This window comes from Shewanella sp. BJSY2023SW001 (assembly GCF_047314685.1).
GTDB lineage: Bacteria > Pseudomonadota > Gammaproteobacteria > Enterobacterales > Shewanellaceae > Shewanella > Shewanella indica.
In genome coordinates, this window is the sequence record NZ_JBKORF010000050.1 from 1 (window position 1) to 17191 (window position 17191).

The following is a 17191-nucleotide window of genomic DNA, read 5'->3' on the forward strand; positions in this document are numbered from 1 at the left end:
AGAAGTGGTCCCCAACGGTTGGACACATAAGCTCATTTCTTAAGTGGTTGACCCAGCTCATGCTGCGTATCTTTGCCTACCGAAGTAGGCCTCATCAGGAGTGAGGTTATTGAGTCCTTGATGGTTACGCTCTTCATTATAAAACACCATGTAGTTGCCGATTTCAAGCTCGGCTTCACGGGGCGTGGTATAAGCCTTTAAGTAAACCTCCTCATATTTCAGGCTTCGCCATAATCGCTCAATGAAAACATTGTCAACCCAGCGGCCTTTCCCATCCATGCTTATACGTACGTTATGCTCAATTAACTTCTGTGTGAACTCTGTGCTGGTAAACTGGCTGCCTTGATCTGAGTTAAAGATATCAGGTGGCCCATAATGCTTCAGCGCTTCCTCAAGCGCTTCGATACAAAAACTCGTGTCCATGGTGTTGGATAGTCGCCAAGCCAGCACTTTGCGGCTATACCAGTCGATAATCGCAACGAGGTACAGGAACCCCTTCGCCATTGGGATATATGTGATATCAATCGCCCAAGCTTGGTTTGGGTAAGTGACTTCGATATCACGCAACAGGTAGGGATACACCTTGTGTGCTTTGTTCGCCAGCGTCGTTTTGGGCTTGGGGTAAATCGCCCCAATCCCCATATCGCGCATGAGTCGAACAACACGCTTACGATTAACGCTATGGCCATTTTTAGCCAGCTCAGTTCGAATGCGCCGACTGCCCATAAACGGATACTGCAGATGAATTTCGTCAATCATTCGTCGTAACGTGATCTCCTCAGCAGAGAGTCCGATGGGTTGATAGTAAGCGGTAGAGCGAGCAATATTGAGCAGCTCACATTGGCGCTTTATCGGCAATGGGGTGGATTTAACCAGCGAACTCTTTCGCTGGGCTCGGTCTAACGACCGAGCACTTTGGCCAAAAAATCATTTTCCATGGTCAATTGACCGATCTTGGCGTGAAGTTTGTCCACTTCTTCGGAACTCTCTTTTCCTGAGTGATTTTCGGTGGCAAAAATCATGGCTGCGTTTTCAAGCAGCTCCTTTTTCCATGTTGAGATCTGGTTAGCGTGCAGGTTATATTTCTGAGCTAGCTCAGCGACGGTTTTATCGCCTTTAGCGGCATCGAGAGCCACCTTAGCTTTAAACTCAGGAGAGTGGTTTCTACGTTTTCTAGTCATAATCTGTCCCTGTATTGTTGGGTACTATCAAAACAGATCGACCACTTAAAGTCATGTCCGAAAATTGGGGGCCACTTCTAACATAGCGAGAGCTTTGAAGTCCTAACTGCCAAGAGGGAAGCAAGCATCATCCAGTTGTTCATCGCTGAAAAAGAGCAAATAAGGAGGCACTCCCCTTATCTTAATAAAACTGCAGGGGGGAATGGCCGCTAGAACGCCTAATCCTTACTAAACCTTACGATGGGTAAAAAGAAGGGCCTAGCGCCCTCCTCTTTCTTGCTTGACCAACTCCATGGCTGTGAAGAATGTCGGGTCTTGAGTCATCCGGTTTGCCAGAAACTCGAGATCACTTGGGCCGCAATCCATACCTCTCACTTGCGTTGGTGCCCAGACCTGGGCAAGGTTTTCCAGTTGTTCAAACCAAAACGTTGCTCTTTGCTCTGGAGCCAAAGCGGCTCTGAGCTCATCCCTAATCATACGTTGCCAAATGATGATCTGTTTGTCATGGAGCTGAACCATGAGAGACCAGTCTTCTTGATATTTAGGAGCCTTATCAAGACACAGGCTAGCCACCTCCCTCCAGGCATAAACACGCTTGAGCTGTTCCATCCAATCGTTCGCGTAGCTTGGAGATGATTGAACAATAACAAGAACAGGAAAGAGGAATAGTCTAATTGCTCTTACCATTTTAGGAATGTCTCATAGTACCAGTGGAATGGTGGGAACACGTTCCGCCACCCATACCCCTCTTTTCTAGCATAAGCATCAGACTCCAATCTTCGAGCATTGCTCGAACTAATGTCTCTTAGATGTTCCAGGCAACGATCTGAGTACTCTTGTATCCCATTGACTGGTCTATCTCTGGCCAAGGCGATTTTCATCCCATCTATGACAGTTGTCTTTACCGAAGCGACAGCTTTGGATGAATTCCAGTAAGTTGCAAAGAAGCATTCAGCATCATCACGTTTACACTGAAGATCTGTCTGAATAACAATATTCAGGTTTCGCAGTTCCTTTACAAAATCGTCTTTGCTGGCTATGTAGTATGTTGCAAACGGATACTTTCGTGAGGGAGGCCCAACCAATAGTTGGCACTCATCACTAAGCCCTCGCATCTTACCAGTCGGGACGTCATGAGCCCCCTTATAGATGTATATGTTGAACGCCATAAACGCTATCAACCCAATAATCACTTTCTTCTTTCTCGTCATAACAACCTCTATTGCTGTTCTCTTGCTATCCGTTGCACACTCGACAGAGATATACCGACACGCTTAGCTATTTCAGGCTTCGGCAGTCCCTCCTCTAACAACGGTATGACTTGGTTTCGTTTAAGCATGGCTGTTGGCTTTCGTCCCTTGTACTTGCCTCGTTGTTTGGCCAAGGCAATCCCCTCTGCTTGTCTCTCCAGCATCAGTTCGCGTTCAAAGGTGGCGATAGCACCAACCATCGTCAGCATTAGCTTTCCTGTTGGGGTTCCTGTATCAATTCCCAGATTCTGGATTTGAAGGGAGACCCTCTTCTTCTCCAAGAGCTCTGCTATCTCCAGTAGATGCTTAGTGTTCCGTGCAAGTCGATCCAACTTGGTGACAATCACGACGTCACCTTCTCGGACAAACTCCAACATCAGCTTTAACTGAGGTCGGTCGCCCTCTGCTCCACTAACCTTCTCCTGAAATACCTTGTCGCAGTCAGCTAATGCCTTCAGTTGTGCGTCTAGGCTTTGTCCCGTAGTAGATACACGGGCGTACCCTATTTCGGCCATAGATAACTCCTGTTCAATAGGGCAAGGTACACTGACCAAGCCCTTCAGAAGGTGCAAAGGGACCCATGTGACACGGGGAAAGGGTCCTTCTACCACCGTGTCACATAGGCTTGGTTTAATGACTTTGCATACAGTTAGTTACGGTTCTCTTGTTCTCCTTCATCAAGAGGCTCTTCCCAAGCTTCCTCGTCGGACAAATAGCGTTCGGTGAAGGCCTGGATAAGTATTGGCACTATGGTCAGTAGTGCGGCTTTAGCGACCCGTCTAAGTTGTTCGTTAATGATGTTCTCCTTTTGATGGTTGATAACAGGCAGCCAAAGGCTCACCACATGGGTCCATGTAGTGACGAATTGACTGCAATTTGGTTGTTAGGGACGTCTTAGGCTTAGTCCCAAGTGACGGTTAGTTGATAGACACCTAACCCTAGGTAGTAGCGGAAGTTGGATTCCCAAATCCGGTAAAGGCCTCGGAAGTGGTTTAGCGGATACTCCCCCGTGTAAGCCTGATACCCTGTTCCATTTGATAGATTGAAGTCCAACTCTTTCTCCAACTCAGGATAAACCGGGCCAAAGAAGGCAAAGTCAGTGATATACACCAAACGCCATCCAGAAGCCGAGTCAGAGCGTTCCAGTCGAATTTCAACCGGGTGATAGCCCCCATGCTCCACTGAGTAATTGGGATCTCGGAAATTGAGGGTTACGCCGTCAGAACATTGATCATTAGGGTGTTCCTCCAACGTTCTCCGTAAGATGCCACTCAGAGTGACAGTTACGGGTAGCCACCGGCGGGCTTCGGTCAAATCGACATGCCTACTATCAATCATAACCAGCCCCTCTCTGCAAACGACACCACATCCACTTGCCCGATAACCAGATGATCCAGCACAGACACATCCACAGTGGCCAGAGCGTTCACCAGACGCTCTGTAATACGTCTGTCCGCTGAGGAAGGCTCAGGTATACCCGAAGGATGATTATGGGCAAATATAACCGCTGCGGCGTTCCGTGAAAGAGTCAACTTAACCACCTCTCTGGGATATACAGCAGCGGCGTCTATAGTGCCAAAGAACAGCTCTTCACAAGCAATCAATCGGTGTTGGCTGTCCAGTAGCAGAACGGCAAACACCTCTCTCTCGTACCCCGCCATTCGGAGCTTAAGGTAATCCTTTACCAGAGGCGGAGAGGTAAACACCGCTGTTTTGACATTGTGGTCCTGATATCGGGACTCCAGGATGCTTATCGCCTCCCGAATGACCCTCTCTTGGTATTCACCATTGCCTTCATTAGAGGCTCCCGGTTTCATTGTCAGTTGCATAGCAAACCCTTCCTATTGATTTAGTTCAGGTTTCTTATGCCTCAAAGGGATACGATTAATTAACGGTATAAGAAGCTTGGAGACCGCCTGATCGCATTAAACTAGTAATAACAGGGGTGACATATTCTGCCCCACCAATCTAAATGGAGCCATTATGACATTTACATCTATTACACCTGCCAGATATCTGGCATCACCATCCAATACCCGTAGAGGAAACGTTCGCTATCCTGAAGAGGTCGTGTTGGATTATCAACCGTTGCTGGTTGTGGGTCGTTTCAGTGATACTGAGCGAAGGCATCAAGTCAAGGGAGCACGGAAAGCGAGGTTACCTAGGTTTGAAACCGAGATAATCCCAGATAACTTTGGTACCCGACAAAAGAAGATGCATCTCAAGGGGACAATACCTGGCGGAAACTTCAGGGAACCTGGTGAGGTTGAGCGATTCCTTATTGACAAAGGCTTTAACCCTGAATCAATCAAGATTACAGATGGAACGCTTTACGCTACTCACCCAAAGGAACATCTACCATTCATGCACTGGGTTGTAAGGTTGCTTATCCACTTCCAGGCTACAGGTGAGTGGCTAAACATACTGTACTGGTATGCCGACTATCCGGATCAATAAGAGCCACATAAAAGAAAAGGCAGCCCTGAGGCTACCTTTGCGATGTGTAATCAAACATCCTCACTGCATGGCAGCAGCTCGTTCAATCACTTTTCGCTGCTCTGCAGAGGATGCTTTCAGTACTTGTGTAAACACCTTCTTCTTGTCTCTGGAAGAAGCATGCAGTACAAAGTCCGACAGTTTACTGCTTTTAGGGGCCGCCTCTGTGGACTTGAAAAACTTAGATAACATAATAGCCTCCACTCATTACCCTTTGCACACTATTTCGGCTAAGGACTCGCGATTGTACTTCTCTTTGATCACAGCGTCAACGGAGTCCACATTGTCATAGAAGCGTTCGATCTCCCCTTTAATATCCTTCACCAGCACGGTTAATTCAATATCTCTGCCAAAAGTTTGTTTCAACGTGTTTACGGTCTCCCTTGCCCCGATAAACTGCTCTATGAACACTTCTGGAGGAACTCGGCGACCTTCAGCCTTTTCCCTGGCCTTGACAAATTGCCAAGCGACCTCTGGACGTTGATACACAAACAGAACGAGAACAGTCCTCTTCCTACGTATAGACCGTTCAATATTCTGTGAGGCCTTTGCCAAGTTTGCCAATGTAGTATCGAGGATAAAGCTAACTCGTCTCTTCAAGGCACAATCATGTATCGCCTCCACCAGACGCGTAGCGGCATCCTGGAACAGAGGGGAATTAAACCCTTCATAATCTTCAAAGCGTTCCCTTAATTCATCGTTGTCGATGCGTAAAGTGGAACCGCCCAACGCCTCAATAAAAGCCTTTGACACCTCGGTCTTGCCAGCTCCGGGAGAGCCTGCCATAAATACCGATACCGGCTCTGTTTCAGCATCGAATGAATCGACTATCTCCTTGGCTATCCGCTTCTTATTGGCATTGGCGTATGCCACTGCCTTATCTCTTACGGTTTGTTCTTGCGGTGTCAACTCAAATGCCAAAATGATTACCCTCTAAGCTCCCGGCCAAGCCCCTTCAACAGAAGATCCAGCAGCAGGTTTTGCAGTATCTTCGCAGTATCAGGACGTGACAGGTAATCCATGGACATCTCTTCCTGAGTCCCCATACGACTAATTACAGCTTCATCAACAGCCTTGGGAAAGTCACCTTGCATAATGGCCTTGCGGTCGTTGTTGTGGATTTGGGCCATCACAGACTCATTCTCGGCTATCTTGCTCGCCATCCCCTGTAACCAATCAAGCTTATCGCCTTCAGTCACTCCTTCACCAAAGACTTCATTCATTTTGGCGAGGATCTCTGACAGAAAGTCCTTTTTATCCTGCTTGGGCTTGGCTGAACCAACCCCAGTAACACCATAAAGCCCATCTCCCCTACCTTCCCTTAACTGCAAGTCCTGGGTGCGTTTCTCTTTTAGCTTGTAGTGGCTCAGCACTAGCCCGTCGAGGTCGATATCATCATCTTCGAGCACCTCTTCCCGTAGCAGGGGCAGCAGGTGTTTGGCGTAGGTACTGAGCTGTTCCAGATCAACGGCATTAAATGGGGTGATCTGCGAGGCGAACTCATAGAAGCGGATAAAACTGTTCAAATCCTTCTTGAACATCACTAATTGATTACGAGCCTCTTCAGCGGCAGCAATTCGCTCCTCGGCATTGCTCTTTTCCACCTCGGAGCCATGCAGCTTAATCTCATTGAACTGACGTTTGGCAGCCCTTAGCGTATCTATGGCCAACTGATAGCGTTTGAGGAAGCGGTCTCGCCCCGGTGCCAGGTAATGGAGTAAGCCCTCGGTGCCCCGCTTGGGGTCAAAGTAAGATGCCGCAAAGGCCTCCACTTCGCTCCACAAGAAGATACCCTCATTCACCAGCTTGTGCTTCAGGTCATACACCAGATTGGGGTCGGAGGCGGTTTCCAGGGTAGCGGTTTCAAAGTACTTCTGGAACTCTTCCAGCACATCCTCGGGCTTGTTTACAAAGTCCAGCACAAAGGTGCGGTCCTTGCCCGGATAGGTACGGTTAAGCCGCGAGAGCGTCTGGATGCAGTCAACGCCGGTGAGCTTCTTGTCCACGTACATGGCACACAGTTTCGGCTGGTCAAAACCGGTCTGGAACTTATTGGCCACCAGCATCAACTGGTAGCTGTCGGTATCGAATGCCTTTCGCATGTCCTGACCATGAAGGTCGGGGTTCATGCTGCGTTCGGTGTGGGCAATCTCGGTGTCCGGATCTGTCACTTCACCTGAGAAGGCCACCATGGCCCTGATGTTGCCATAGCCCTGCTCGGCCACGTACTTATCGAACGCGAGTTTATACTTGGCGGCCTCCAAACGGCTGCTGGTGACCACCATCGCCTTCGCCTGCTGGTTCAGCAAATGTGCCACATTGGCCTTAAAGTGCTCCACTATCACCTGCACCTTCTGGCCAATGTTATGGGGGTGCAGCCTGAACCACTTGCCGAGAGTCTTTTTGGCTTTCTTGCTGTCTACCTCCTGCTCAGCCCTGGCTCCAGCTATAGCCATCTTGTAGGCCAAACCATAGCTGGTATAGTTTTGCAGCACATCGAGGATATACCCCTCCTCAATGGCCTGACGCATGCTGTACACATCAAAGGGCTTGGGCTTATTGTCGTCACTTAGGGGCATTGCCGGGTTATCTGGCCGGCCAAACAGCTCCAGCGTCTTGCCCTTGGGGGTGGCGGTAAAGGCGAAATAGCTGATGTGATTACTGCCAAGGCGGGCCGCTAGAGTCATGTTCATCACATCCTCGGCGGTCAGTTCCTCGTTTTCATCCAGTTGCTCGGCCATCAACACTTCCCGCAGCTGCCGTGCGGTGCTGCCGCTCTGGCTAGAGTGGGCCTCATCGGCAATCACCGCAAAGGTATGGTCTTTCAGGCTGGTGGACTCCTGAATCGCCTTCAGCACATGGGGGAAGGTCTGAATGGTCACCACAATGATGGGTGTACCGATAGCCAGTGCGGCCGTCAGCTGGGCCGACTTGCTGCCCTCGCCCTCATCCCGGTTAATCCGGCTTATCACTCCTTCTGCATGCTCAAACTGGGAGATGGTTTCCTGCAGTTGGCTGTCGAGTACTGTGCGGTCGGTAATCACAATCACCGACTTAAACCACTTATCGCCATTGGCATCGTAGAGTGAGGCCAACTGGTGGGTCAGCCAGGCAATGGAGTTGGACTTACCCGAGCCTGCCGAGTGCTGGATAAGGTACTTATGGCCAGTGCCTTCCTCCTGCACCTTGGCAAGCAGCTTGGTGACCACCTGCCACTGATGATAACGGGGGAAGATCAGGGTTTCTTTCTTTTGGATGCGACCAAGGGCATCTTCCTGCTTTTTCACCTCAAGGTGGATAAAGCGGCCAAGGATCTTAAGCCAATTATCAGGCGTGAGGATTTCATCCCACAGATAACTGGTAGCAAAGCCCGCCCCTTCATCAGGCAGGTCATTCCCCGCACCACCCGCCTTGGTACCTCGGTTAAACGGTAAAAAGAAGGTGCTGTTACCGGCAAGCTTGGTGGTCATCGCCACTTCAAACTGATTCACCGCAAAATGCACCAGTGCCCCCCGGCGGAACTTCAGCAGCGGCTCGTCTTTGTTGCCAGTCTTGGGAAGCCTGTCCTTACGATACTGCTGTTTAGCATTCTCCAGGCTTTGCTTAAAGCAGGACTTCAGCTCCATTGTGGCTACCGGCAAACCATTCAAGAACAGGGTTAAATCTATGCGACCATCGTAACCGTTGGGGCTATAAATTAGCTCTGGCACGACCCTTAAGCGGTTAGCCTGATAACGGCTAATAAGCTCTTGATTGAGCCCATGGTCTGGCTTAAAGGTGGCAAGCCGGAGCCTTGCCCCTCGGTCTTCCAGCGGGTTACGCAGCAGCCACAGGGTGCCCTTGTCTGGGTGTTCTAGATGCCTTACAACGGCATTCAAAAGGTGCTTGTCGGTATCTTGGGGATAGATGCGACAAAAGCCCTCCCAGGCAGCAGGCTGGCTCTCTTTTACGTAGGCCAGCAAGTCTTCGGGATACAGAGCACGCTCTTTATCAAAGCTCCCTGATTCGCCCACCAGCCAACCCTGGGTGGCCAGTGCATCGATAATGTAGTTCTGAAACGCCAGCTCCCTGGCCTTGGCTTCCATACTCATCAGTTTTCCTCAGCGGCTCGTTTGATTAATGGCTTGGCCTTCTCCAAGTCATCTACTGTGCGAATTGTCAGTTCCAAATCGCCTGTCCCCCAATGGCCAATCTCACTCACATCACGGCTGAACCCCTCTTCCATATCCACGGTTTTGGGATCGAGCCGCACCAGCAATTGCAACTTGGGGTCTTGTTTAGGCACCACTATGATGCACACAAAGTTTTTAAGGCGTCTGAAGGCACCGTAGAGCTTTAATTGCTTGTAGTGAACGTCATCCCCAAGGCTTGCCGTAAAGTCGATTACGCCGTCATAGAGCTGCTTTAATGACACAGAAGCCTGCTCCAACTGTTCGAGGTGAGTTTTCATCACGGAGGAGGATTTGGGCTTAGCAAAAGCAGCGTCAGTACCAGTTAATCCTATCTGAGATTTAACAGACTGACCCGACACAGCCACCACGTTCACCAGTTCCAGCATCAGCAAGTCATCGGCAAACAGCTTGTACCTAAGCAGTTCAATGTTGCGGTTTATCTGCTGCACCGCATGTTCATCGTATTTGGTAAAGTCCCCGGCGATACATAAAAGGCGGGTGCCCTCCCATTCTATGCTCTCGGCAGCCTCATTCCCCAGCGTCTTCATCACTAATAACTGGAATTCAGCCTGATGATCCAGCAACCAATCCAGGTAAAACAGCCCCTGATTGATGACGTTCTCATTGGTGTGACGTTTGTACTCGATAATCACCGGGCAGCCATTTTCATCGAGTCCCAGCGAATCGATACGGCCCCTATGAGTCTTACCTGTGTTGTACTCAGTAGCGAGAAATCGTACACCCAGGAAGGCTTCCATATTGCTTTCAATCAGCTGCTGCAACTCTTTCTCGACTACAGCCGCCTTGCCTTCAAGTTCGGTTACCCCACCTGCGTGGTACTTAAACAGCTTGATGTCGCTCATGCCGCATCCTCCTCGACAGGTGGTGTCCAGCCTCGCAGATCAATCTTGCCGGTCACAGCTGCAGCAATCAGCGCTGTGCGGCGTTCTTGCATCAAAGAAATAGCACTCCAGGCTTTTGCCTCTATCGCTTCAAGCTCTTTGCACAGTTTTAGAGCAGTGTCAGTCTCAGCCTTTTGCTTATCAAATCCAATAACCCTAATGGAAAAACTCTTAATCTGATCCGGGCTAATATGAGGTACACTCACACCTGTTAAATCAGCTTCTACGAACGACTTAAACTCGTAACTTGACAAACACAACGTCACGAATGGTTGATAAGTGTCTTCATAAGTACGAATACGGGCTACTCGTTGAAGTAAAAGACAAGGTAAATCTGTACTAGTTACTTCAGCTACTCTCGCCCCCGCAGCAATCCAAGGCCTATCCATGCCAAAGACAATATCCCCTTCTTGCAACTCAAAATCTTTAAGAGCTTCTTGTTCAGCTTTTTCAGCTTTAGGCCACCATACAGTCTCTTCCCACTTCAACTTCCCAACACCAACATTCACCCCTCTCAAAAGTGGAATATTCCCATCTGCTTCATTCTTGAAACCAGAACTAGGGAAAGCATATCCAGGGAGGAGGTCAACGAAATAAGATAGTTTCGCTGATATTTCACCTTCACGCACACTCACTACGTTCGAGATGACCGCCTGGCGTTTCTCCTTGAGCAGTTCAATCAGCCGCTGCTGCTTATCTATCAAGCTGTCTATCCGGGCGGTTTCGTAATCGAGGAAGGCGGCGATTTGTTCAATCTGCTCTATCTGCTTTGGCAAGGCTACTTTGATATCTCCAACTGTATCTGTGTTGAGATTCAGTTGGGTTCCCATTTTGCCTAGGCCTTTGTACGCCAGTTCTCCAGCAAATACATAAAAAAGGTACTTATTAGGAATTTTTAGCTCTGGGAAATATACAAATCCATCATGTATGCATGCTTTGATCTTATTGATGCAAGGTTTACCCACTGTACCAGCAATACTTAAAAACAGTTGATTGGGTTCAAGCCTAACACTCAGCGAACTACCAAGCTCAGACATTGTCTGCGTCGTTTTCTCCAAGTATGTACTTGAGGCTGTAACATCAGCAATCCTGACCCAAGCGTAATCGCCATCCTCATCAAAATACTTTGGATCGTCTATCGGTCTTGGAGAGGCACCCCGTTTAACCGAACTTAGGTGCTTTATCTTGATAACATCCCAACTATTTGGTATCTCTCCAAGCCACTCCACTCCCGAATCCTTGTACTCAGGATACGCCGTATACTTGCCGTTCAACCTAGCTTGATCTCTCATACTCGCCCCCCAATAGTGGATTTGGAGTTCAGGGCAAGTCGTCGCGGCACAAAGTGAGGGAGCAAAGCGAGCCGATTTCTTATATTGGCTAACCGAGCGAGCAGCGGGACAACGCCCTTGTTGTTAAACAAGACCTTTAACAGAGCCATCAGGAGTGCACCTCGGCGAGCAACTGCATTATCTCCTTCGCCACCATATCCAAGTCGGCATCAATCTCCTGCAAAGTGCGTGGAGGCTGGTACTGGTAGAAGTGACGGTTAAAGGGGATCTCGTAGCCGACCATGCCCACCTTGCCATCTAGAGGGTCGGTCTTACTGGTGTCTATCCAGGCGTCGGGCACATGGGGCAGCACTTCACGCTCAAAATAAGCGTTGATATCCTCATTCAGGGGCACATTTTCGTTATCTCTTAGCTCAGAGGCTGGCTCTGGAGCCCCTTTAGCAAGGCAGACCTTGGCTGCGTCATCCTGTTCACCCAGGCTTGAGTACAGCAGCTTAAGCACGGCCGCAGGCATCTTGTCGGCTGACATGGCACTGAACGCCTTGGTGAAGACCTTTTTGAACTCCTCACGGCAGAGGAACTTATCATTGGAGAGGCCTGAGAGCACCTCAAGTATCGTAGTTTTTAGGGGTTCATCGAGTTTGGCCCAGGCTTTACTTTGTTGTAAGGCCTCTAGTTTCACTGCATCTTTGGGGTAGATGGCAAGCTTAAGAGGCCGCTCGACAGTAATCCGGCGATAACCGAAATCGGTGGTGTTAAACACCTTGGCTATAGGACTGTTAAGCTCTTTACCATCGTAGCGACTGTAGAGCTCGACAACGGTTTTAATAGCATCGTCATCGAGGAATTTACGCTTGCTGCCAAGCGACTTTCGCATACTTGAATGCATGTCACTGGCATTAATCAACAGTACCTTACCCTTACGCTCAGCCGGTTTGTGGTTGGACAGCACCCAGATGTAGGTGGCAATACCTGTGTTGTAGAACATGTCTGTGGGCAGTGCGACTATAGCATCCAAGAGGTCACGCTCAAGGATATAACGACGGATTTCGCTCTCACCACTACCTGCTCCACCGGTAAACAATGGTGACCCGTTAAGAATGATGCCTATGCGGCTTCCCGGGCTATTATCGGATACTGGCTTCATCTTGCTAATAAGGTGCATCAGGAACAAGAGAGAGCCATCGGACACTCTTGGCAGACCCGGACCAAAACGGCCTTCATGTCCCTTGAGCTTGTGTTCATCGTTAACCTGCTTCTCAACCTTCTTCCAATCCACTCCGAATGGTGGGTTGGAGAGGCAGTAATCGAACCGCTCGAACCTGAGTTGGTCATCAGACAGGGTATTACCCAGCTTGATATTACTGATCTCCTGTCCCTTGATGAGCATATCTGCCTTACAGATAGCGTAGGACTCAGGGTTCAGTTCCTGCCCAAAAGTAGCCAAACGGGCTGAACCATTGATTTCATTGAGGTACTCCATACCGGATGACAGAAAGCCGCCAGTTCCTGCTGTAGGGTCATAGATAGAACGAACCGCCCCGGGTTTAGTAAGGGCCTCATCATCAGCACTGAAAACCAGAGAAGTGGTGAGTCTTACTATGTCTCTGGGGGTAAAGTGTTCCCCGGCCGTCTCATTGGAACTCTCTGCAAAGCGGCGGATAAGCTCTTCAAACACCAATCCCATTTGGTAATTGGTTATCTTGTCCGGAGACAGGTCTATTCCTCGAAACTTCTTCACTACCTGATACAACAGGTTGGCATCATCAAGGGCATAGATAGTATTGACAAAGTTGAAGTGCTCGAAGATTTCACGGGCATCTTTGGAGAAGGCTCTGACATAGGCATCGAGGTTATCACCTGTGTTGGTTTCACCAAGCTTAGTCAGATCCATCTTGGAGACGTTGTAGAAAGACTGACCAGAGGCATTTAGCAGTAGCTTTTCCCGAGCAAGCTCCGCCATATCTTTAGTAGCTTCAAACTGAGCCAGTACCTTTTCCTTGTTTGTCTCCAGCACACACTCCAAACGCCGGAGAACGGTAAAGGGTAAGATGATGCGGCCATACTGGGATTGTTTGAAGTCACCGCGAAGAAGGTCGGCAACTGACCAGATAAAACTGGCCAATGAGCTAATGCTTGTGTGTTCCATGGAGTTCCTGCTGACAGCTCTACCAGTGTCTGTGGTGACACCGGGAGCAGCATTCTAACGACAATGTTAACCAGGAAGTCTACCAATAGCCCCTTTTACTGACCAGTTGTTATTTCACAGATTTTCCCTATGGACACATCTCACTTCTCCCCGCAATCTCCCCAAGTTGGCCTATGCCGATTTTGCTTTGGAGCCTGTTCCCCCAAAACCCAAGAGTAGTCAGCATTTTGAAGGATTTAGGGCATTGCTCTGCCGATTTTCTAATGATTTCTTAAAAGTCCCTAAGGGAATAAAGATAAGAATACTTTAGTCAGATTGCCGATTTTTCAGCAGAGGGTCAGGATGGCAGAGTAAGGTATGACATCAACTGACCTACAACTCCGCTAACCCATTGTGATACCTGCGTTATAACCATTTCGAAAATCAAACCTCATGTTCATGAATAAATTTCATGTAAGCAAATCTCCAAGTCTAGCTTGCGGTTTTGCCGAATCCTCCTGTAAACGTCATTTAGGGGCTTTCATGGCTTGTCAAAATCGATTAAAACTATAAGTAACAAGGGGGTGACACAAAATGCCCTCTGGGAGATCACTATGTTTAATCAAGATGTTAGCAAGGAGGTGTCGGTACAAGGTAATACAACTGATAACTTCAAAGTGCCCTTTGAGCTATTGAAGAACCAGTTGGGGAAGACCCTCTTCGAGGTTAGCCGATTGCCAGTCCAAAGTGGATTACTGCAAACCGGCAATATCAGCCTCGCCAAACTGTTGGCCAGGCGTTGTGGATATTCACTAAGAACTGCCAGGCGTCATATCAGGCGTTTGGAACTGGCTGGCTTAATCACCAGACAGACTAGTATCACCGCTGCCGGAATGCAGTCGGTTAACCTTTATCAACGTAGATTCGATTGATGAGGTGTAAATGCCCCAGCAGACAACCTAGGAAGGTAATCCTGCCGGGGAAGAGCCCAAACAAGGCTCGAAGGCCACAAAAAAGCAGGTTTTCTCAATATCTATTTTAATCTGCTGGCCTTATTTTCAAGGAGATGTCCTTATGACATCACTATATCAAGTTACCCCTAGCAACACCCATCCGATGCTGAAAGAGCACGGTTTAGCTGACGTTAAGGCCATGTTCGATTTGCCAGAGCTGATTTGCCAGCTAACCGGCAACAACATCAAGCCAACGCAATCCGACTGCTGCCAACTTGACGACGATGTATGCCCCTTCTGTGGTCATAAAGGCTGCTTCAAGATTTACCATGCCGCCCCTGAAGAGCAGCACTACCACTGCTATTCATGTGAAGAGCATGGGGACATCTTTAGCTTTTTAGTAACCTGTAAGCTCGCTAAAAACGCCTATGATGCCGCCAACAAGCTGCTAAGTGGTGAGATTAAAGGGGTTACCATCAACACCCAGCCCCGCCCACAAGCCACCAGAGCAGTTCAAGACGTGCCTCAGTTGACCCCGGAGCAGTTAGAGCAACGTCAGGCGTTGCTGGTGGATGCATGGGAGTACTATTGGGAACCCATGATTGAGAAAGGCAGCAAGCCGTTATCGTGGCTGATGGATAAGCGAAAGCTGAGCTCAGACACTTTGATTGACCTAAAAATTGGATACAGCCGCGGTGAACTCTGGCGCCGTCTAACAGCCAAAGGATACGATCTTGATGAGCTCTATGATTCTGGACTGGTGCAAAAAGGCCAATTTAGCCCCAGGGATTACTTCCCCAAGGATGTCTACATCTTCCCTCACTATGATGAGCAGAAACACATTTGCCGCTTTACCTTTAAGGATCCCACTAAAGCCAAGCAGTTTCAATTGCCCAAGAAGTACTGGCTGAACGACATCCAGTTTTATGGGCAAGATACAATGGACCGCTCGGGCTATGTTGCCTTGGTTGAAGGTGAACATGACCTACTGGCTTTGGTAGAGCATGGCTGGCAAGGTCCTGTTCTGGCAACCAATGGCCAGTTGGGTCAGTCACAACTGAATTGGCTCGCTGAACGACTAAAAGATCGACAACTGGTCACCTTCTTCGATAGTGATGATGCCGGTAACAAGTATCGAGAAGGAGTCGCCGCTCTAGGGTTGCCATCCTTAATCCAAGTGACCTTGCCAAAAGGCCATGGCAAGGATATCGATGAATACCTTCGCGGCGAGAGCCCGTTGAGTCTTGAAGAGTTAGTCAGCACGTGCGGTACGCATTATCCACCAGCGGAAGCCTGCCCAGAGGAAGCGTCGGCAGAGGCTGAAGATACACCAGCAGCCACTGCAAGTATTTGGGACTCAATAGACCCAAACACCTTCAATGACGTTGGCAATGCCAAACGGCTCAGTACTTTATGGGGTCGCGTCGTTGCTTTTGTTCCTGAGTTTGGTCAGATGTATCGCTTCAAGTACAACATCTGGGAACCTACAATGGATTCTGAATTACAGGCAGCCAGCGAGGTAGGAAACAATATCATCAAGCATGGTATGATGGAAAAGTGTGCAGCGGCAGCAGCAAATGAGGAGGAGGCTTTCAAACTCGCCGATAAATACATTCAGTTTGGACGCAAAAGCCTAGAGCGTAAGAAGCTGGTGGATATGCTGGAGATATACAAATCGAGCCACCAGATCAAAGCGAGTACTTTTAACTGTGATCCAATGAAGTTTGGTGTCCGGAATGGTGTCATAGACCTCAATACAGCAAAACTCTTGGCACCAAGCCCAGAGATGTATATTAGCCGCTGTAGCGAGGTAAGCTATGACGAATCGGCTATCTGCCCTCGCTGGGAACAGTTTATCGATGAGATTACCTGTGGGGATAAGGAGTATGGCCAGCTACTGCAACGGATTGTTGGTTACACTTTAACCGGCCGTACTGATGAGCAAGTGATGTTCTTTTTGCATGGCCATGGCTGTAACGGCAAGAGTACCTTTATGAACATCCTGCAACGACTGATGGGGAGTTACTACCACCAGATAAGCAGTGATGTGCTATTGCAAAGCAATGGCAGTGGTAAAGGTCCCAATCCATCCCTTGCCAAGCTGGTGGGCAGTCGACTGGTAGTAGCCAACGAACTCCCGGAAGGCTCTCGTATGGATGAGAACTTGGTTAAGTCCATGACTGGGGATGACATCATTGTTGCCAGGCAGCTCTACGCCAAGCATGAGCTGGAGTACAGACCCATGTTCACCCTGATGATAATCGGTAACCACAAACCGGTTATCCGTGATACCAGTCCTGGGATGTGGCGACGGATGATTTTGCTCCCCTTTAACGCCAGCTTTACTGGTAACCAGTTAGACCCAAAGCTTATGGAAAAGCTCTACGCAGAGCTGCCGGGCATCCTCAACTGGGCCATTAAGGGAGTACAAATGTGGCTTGAGCGAAGCATTAAGGGCTCATTACCAGCAAGTATTCAAGCTGGAATTGATGAGTATCGTCATGAGTCAGATCTGCTTGCAAACTTCTTGGAAGAAATGACCATAAACGAGCCGGAGAGCTATATCGCAACAGATGAGCTATACGACGCCTTCCGTCGTTGGGCAGAAAGAGATAGTGACTGGAAGATGACTCGCAACATCATGACTAAGCGGCTAAAGGATAAAGGGTTTACCAAGGTTAGGAAGCAGAACAAGGCCTGTATTCAGGGATTGATGTTAAAACCCAGGATGGAAGGTAACCATGACTTCTACAGCTCTGTTGTTACTGCACCTGAGCCTAAATACCATGCCTAAAGATTGGTAATAAAGTGTACGTC

The 17191-nt window shown here is 48.9% G+C and carries 16 protein-coding genes; 3 read left to right on the forward strand and 13 right to left on the reverse strand.

Going from position 1 to position 17191, the window contains the following annotated elements; all coding sequences use genetic code 11:
* Positions 1-57: 57 nt before the first annotated feature.
* The 7 genes from ACMHXH_RS11330 to radC form a co-directional block, all read right to left on the reverse strand.
* Positions 58-1181 (reverse strand): IS3-like element ISVpa4 family transposase gene (locus ACMHXH_RS11330; protein WP_114139936.1). Its coding sequence is split into 2 segments (ribosomal slippage): positions 58-929 and positions 929-1181, totalling 1125 coding nucleotides; the frame shifts between segments, so codons are not numbered across the junction.
* A 258-nt stretch (positions 1182-1439) separates the two neighbouring features.
* Positions 1440-1790 (reverse strand): hypothetical protein, encoded by a 351-nt coding sequence (locus tag ACMHXH_RS11335; protein WP_157823084.1) that lies wholly within the window; start codon positions 1788-1790, stop codon positions 1440-1442.
* A 71-nt stretch (positions 1791-1861) separates the two neighbouring features.
* Entirely contained in the window at positions 1862-2392 is a 531-nt protein-coding gene (locus ACMHXH_RS11340) for a hypothetical protein (protein ID WP_101096673.1), read from the reverse strand.
* Positions 2393-2400: 8 nt separating this feature from the next.
* A complete protein-coding gene (locus ACMHXH_RS11345) occupies positions 2401-2946 on the reverse strand; it encodes a recombinase family protein (protein WP_025009846.1) in 546 nt (181 codons plus the stop codon).
* 134 nt (positions 2947-3080) lie between these two features.
* Positions 3081-3272: a hypothetical protein gene (locus ACMHXH_RS11350; RefSeq protein WP_413738069.1), complete on the reverse strand. Its 192-nt coding sequence runs from the start codon at positions 3270-3272 to the stop codon at positions 3081-3083.
* A 59-nt stretch (positions 3273-3331) separates the two neighbouring features.
* A complete protein-coding gene (locus ACMHXH_RS11355) occupies positions 3332-3769 on the reverse strand; it encodes a DUF2787 domain-containing protein (protein WP_412514178.1) in 438 nt (145 codons plus the stop codon).
* Positions 3766-4260, reverse strand: a complete 495-nt coding sequence (gene radC, locus ACMHXH_RS11360) for a RadC family protein (protein WP_025886706.1) — start codon at positions 4258-4260, stop codon at positions 3766-3768. Before radC ends, ACMHXH_RS11355 begins: the two co-directional genes overlap by 4 nt.
* A gap of 154 nt (positions 4261-4414) precedes the next feature.
* Here radC and ACMHXH_RS11365 point away from each other — a divergent pair, with 154 nt between their 5' ends.
* Positions 4415-4888 carry a hypothetical protein gene (locus ACMHXH_RS11365; RefSeq protein ID WP_413738071.1) on the forward strand — a complete coding sequence of 158 codons (474 nt, stop codon included), beginning with the start codon at positions 4415-4417 and terminating at the stop codon, positions 4886-4888.
* 60 nt (positions 4889-4948) lie between these two features.
* Here the strand turns inward: ACMHXH_RS11365 and ACMHXH_RS11370 are convergent, their stop codons facing one another.
* The 6 genes from ACMHXH_RS11370 to ACMHXH_RS11395 form a co-directional block, all read right to left on the reverse strand.
* Complete coding sequence (locus ACMHXH_RS11370) at positions 4949-5119, reverse strand: hypothetical protein (protein WP_186295856.1); 171 nt, start codon at positions 5117-5119, stop codon at positions 4949-4951.
* A 15-nt stretch (positions 5120-5134) separates the two neighbouring features.
* Positions 5135-5848 (reverse strand): zeta toxin family protein, encoded by a 714-nt coding sequence (locus tag ACMHXH_RS11375; protein WP_243882090.1) that lies wholly within the window; start codon positions 5846-5848, stop codon positions 5135-5137.
* Positions 5849-5853: 5 nt separating this feature from the next.
* Positions 5854-9018, reverse strand: coding sequence for a type I restriction endonuclease subunit R (locus ACMHXH_RS11380; RefSeq protein WP_413738074.1), 3165 nt, complete (start codon positions 9016-9018; stop codon positions 5854-5856).
* On the reverse strand, positions 9018-9962 hold the full coding sequence (locus ACMHXH_RS11385) for a DUF5655 domain-containing protein (protein ID WP_413738076.1): 945 nt from the start codon (positions 9960-9962) through the stop codon (positions 9018-9020). The genes ACMHXH_RS11380 and ACMHXH_RS11385 overlap by 1 nt, the downstream gene beginning before the upstream one ends.
* Positions 9959-11293, reverse strand: coding sequence for a restriction endonuclease subunit S (locus ACMHXH_RS11390; protein ID WP_413738078.1), 1335 nt, complete (start codon positions 11291-11293; stop codon positions 9959-9961). The genes ACMHXH_RS11385 and ACMHXH_RS11390 overlap by 4 nt, the downstream gene beginning before the upstream one ends.
* 148 nt (positions 11294-11441) lie before the next feature.
* On the reverse strand, positions 11442-13442 hold the full coding sequence (locus tag ACMHXH_RS11395; protein WP_413738080.1) for a type I restriction-modification system subunit M: 2001 nt from the start codon (positions 13440-13442) through the stop codon (positions 11442-11444).
* A 593-nt stretch (positions 13443-14035) separates the two neighbouring features.
* On the opposite strand from ACMHXH_RS11395, the gene ACMHXH_RS11400 reads away from it, so the two are divergent.
* Together ACMHXH_RS11400 and ACMHXH_RS11405 are read left to right on the forward strand one after the other, a co-directional pair.
* Complete coding sequence (locus ACMHXH_RS11400) at positions 14036-14353, forward strand: winged helix-turn-helix transcriptional regulator (protein WP_025009839.1); 318 nt, start codon at positions 14036-14038, stop codon at positions 14351-14353.
* 142 nt (positions 14354-14495) lie between these two features.
* Positions 14496-17168, forward strand: coding sequence for a phage/plasmid primase, P4 family (locus ACMHXH_RS11405; protein WP_413738082.1), 2673 nt, complete (start codon positions 14496-14498; stop codon positions 17166-17168).
* Positions 17169-17191 lie beyond the last annotated feature (23 nt).

What these genes read in the sequence shown, in the direction of transcription:
- ACMHXH_RS11400 (WP_025009839.1), top strand. Translation starts at nt 14,036, where the DNA reads ATGTTTAATCAAGATGTTAGCAAGGAGGTGTCGGTACAAGGTAATACA.
- ACMHXH_RS11335 (WP_157823084.1), bottom strand. Translation starts at nt 1,790, where the DNA reads ATGGAACAGCTCAAGCGTGTTTATGCCTGGAGGGAGGTGGCTAGCCTG.
- ACMHXH_RS11345 (WP_025009846.1), bottom strand. Translation starts at nt 2,946, where the DNA reads ATGGCCGAAATAGGGTACGCCCGTGTATCTACTACGGGACAAAGCCTA.
- ACMHXH_RS11355 (WP_412514178.1), bottom strand. Translation starts at nt 3,769, where the DNA reads ATGATTGATAGTAGGCATGTCGATTTGACCGAAGCCCGCCGGTGGCTA.
- ACMHXH_RS11385 (WP_413738076.1), bottom strand. Translation starts at nt 9,962, where the DNA reads ATGAGCGACATCAAGCTGTTTAAGTACCACGCAGGTGGGGTAACCGAA.
- ACMHXH_RS11340 (WP_101096673.1), bottom strand. Translation starts at nt 2,392, where the DNA reads ATGACGAGAAAGAAGAAAGTGATTATTGGGTTGATAGCGTTTATGGCG.
- ACMHXH_RS11370 (WP_186295856.1), bottom strand. Translation starts at nt 5,119, where the DNA reads ATGTTATCTAAGTTTTTCAAGTCCACAGAGGCGGCCCCTAAAAGCAGT.
- ACMHXH_RS11390 (WP_413738078.1), bottom strand. Translation starts at nt 11,293, where the DNA reads ATGAGAGATCAAGCTAGGTTGAACGGCAAGTATACGGCGTATCCTGAG.
- ACMHXH_RS11380 (WP_413738074.1), bottom strand. Translation starts at nt 9,018, where the DNA reads ATGAGTATGGAAGCCAAGGCCAGGGAGCTGGCGTTTCAGAACTACATT.
- ACMHXH_RS11405 (WP_413738082.1), top strand. Translation starts at nt 14,496, where the DNA reads ATGACATCACTATATCAAGTTACCCCTAGCAACACCCATCCGATGCTG.
- radC (WP_025886706.1), bottom strand. Translation starts at nt 4,260, where the DNA reads ATGCAACTGACAATGAAACCGGGAGCCTCTAATGAAGGCAATGGTGAA.
- ACMHXH_RS11395 (WP_413738080.1), bottom strand. Translation starts at nt 13,442, where the DNA reads ATGGAACACACAAGCATTAGCTCATTGGCCAGTTTTATCTGGTCAGTT.
- ACMHXH_RS11365 (WP_413738071.1), top strand. Translation starts at nt 4,415, where the DNA reads ATGACATTTACATCTATTACACCTGCCAGATATCTGGCATCACCATCC.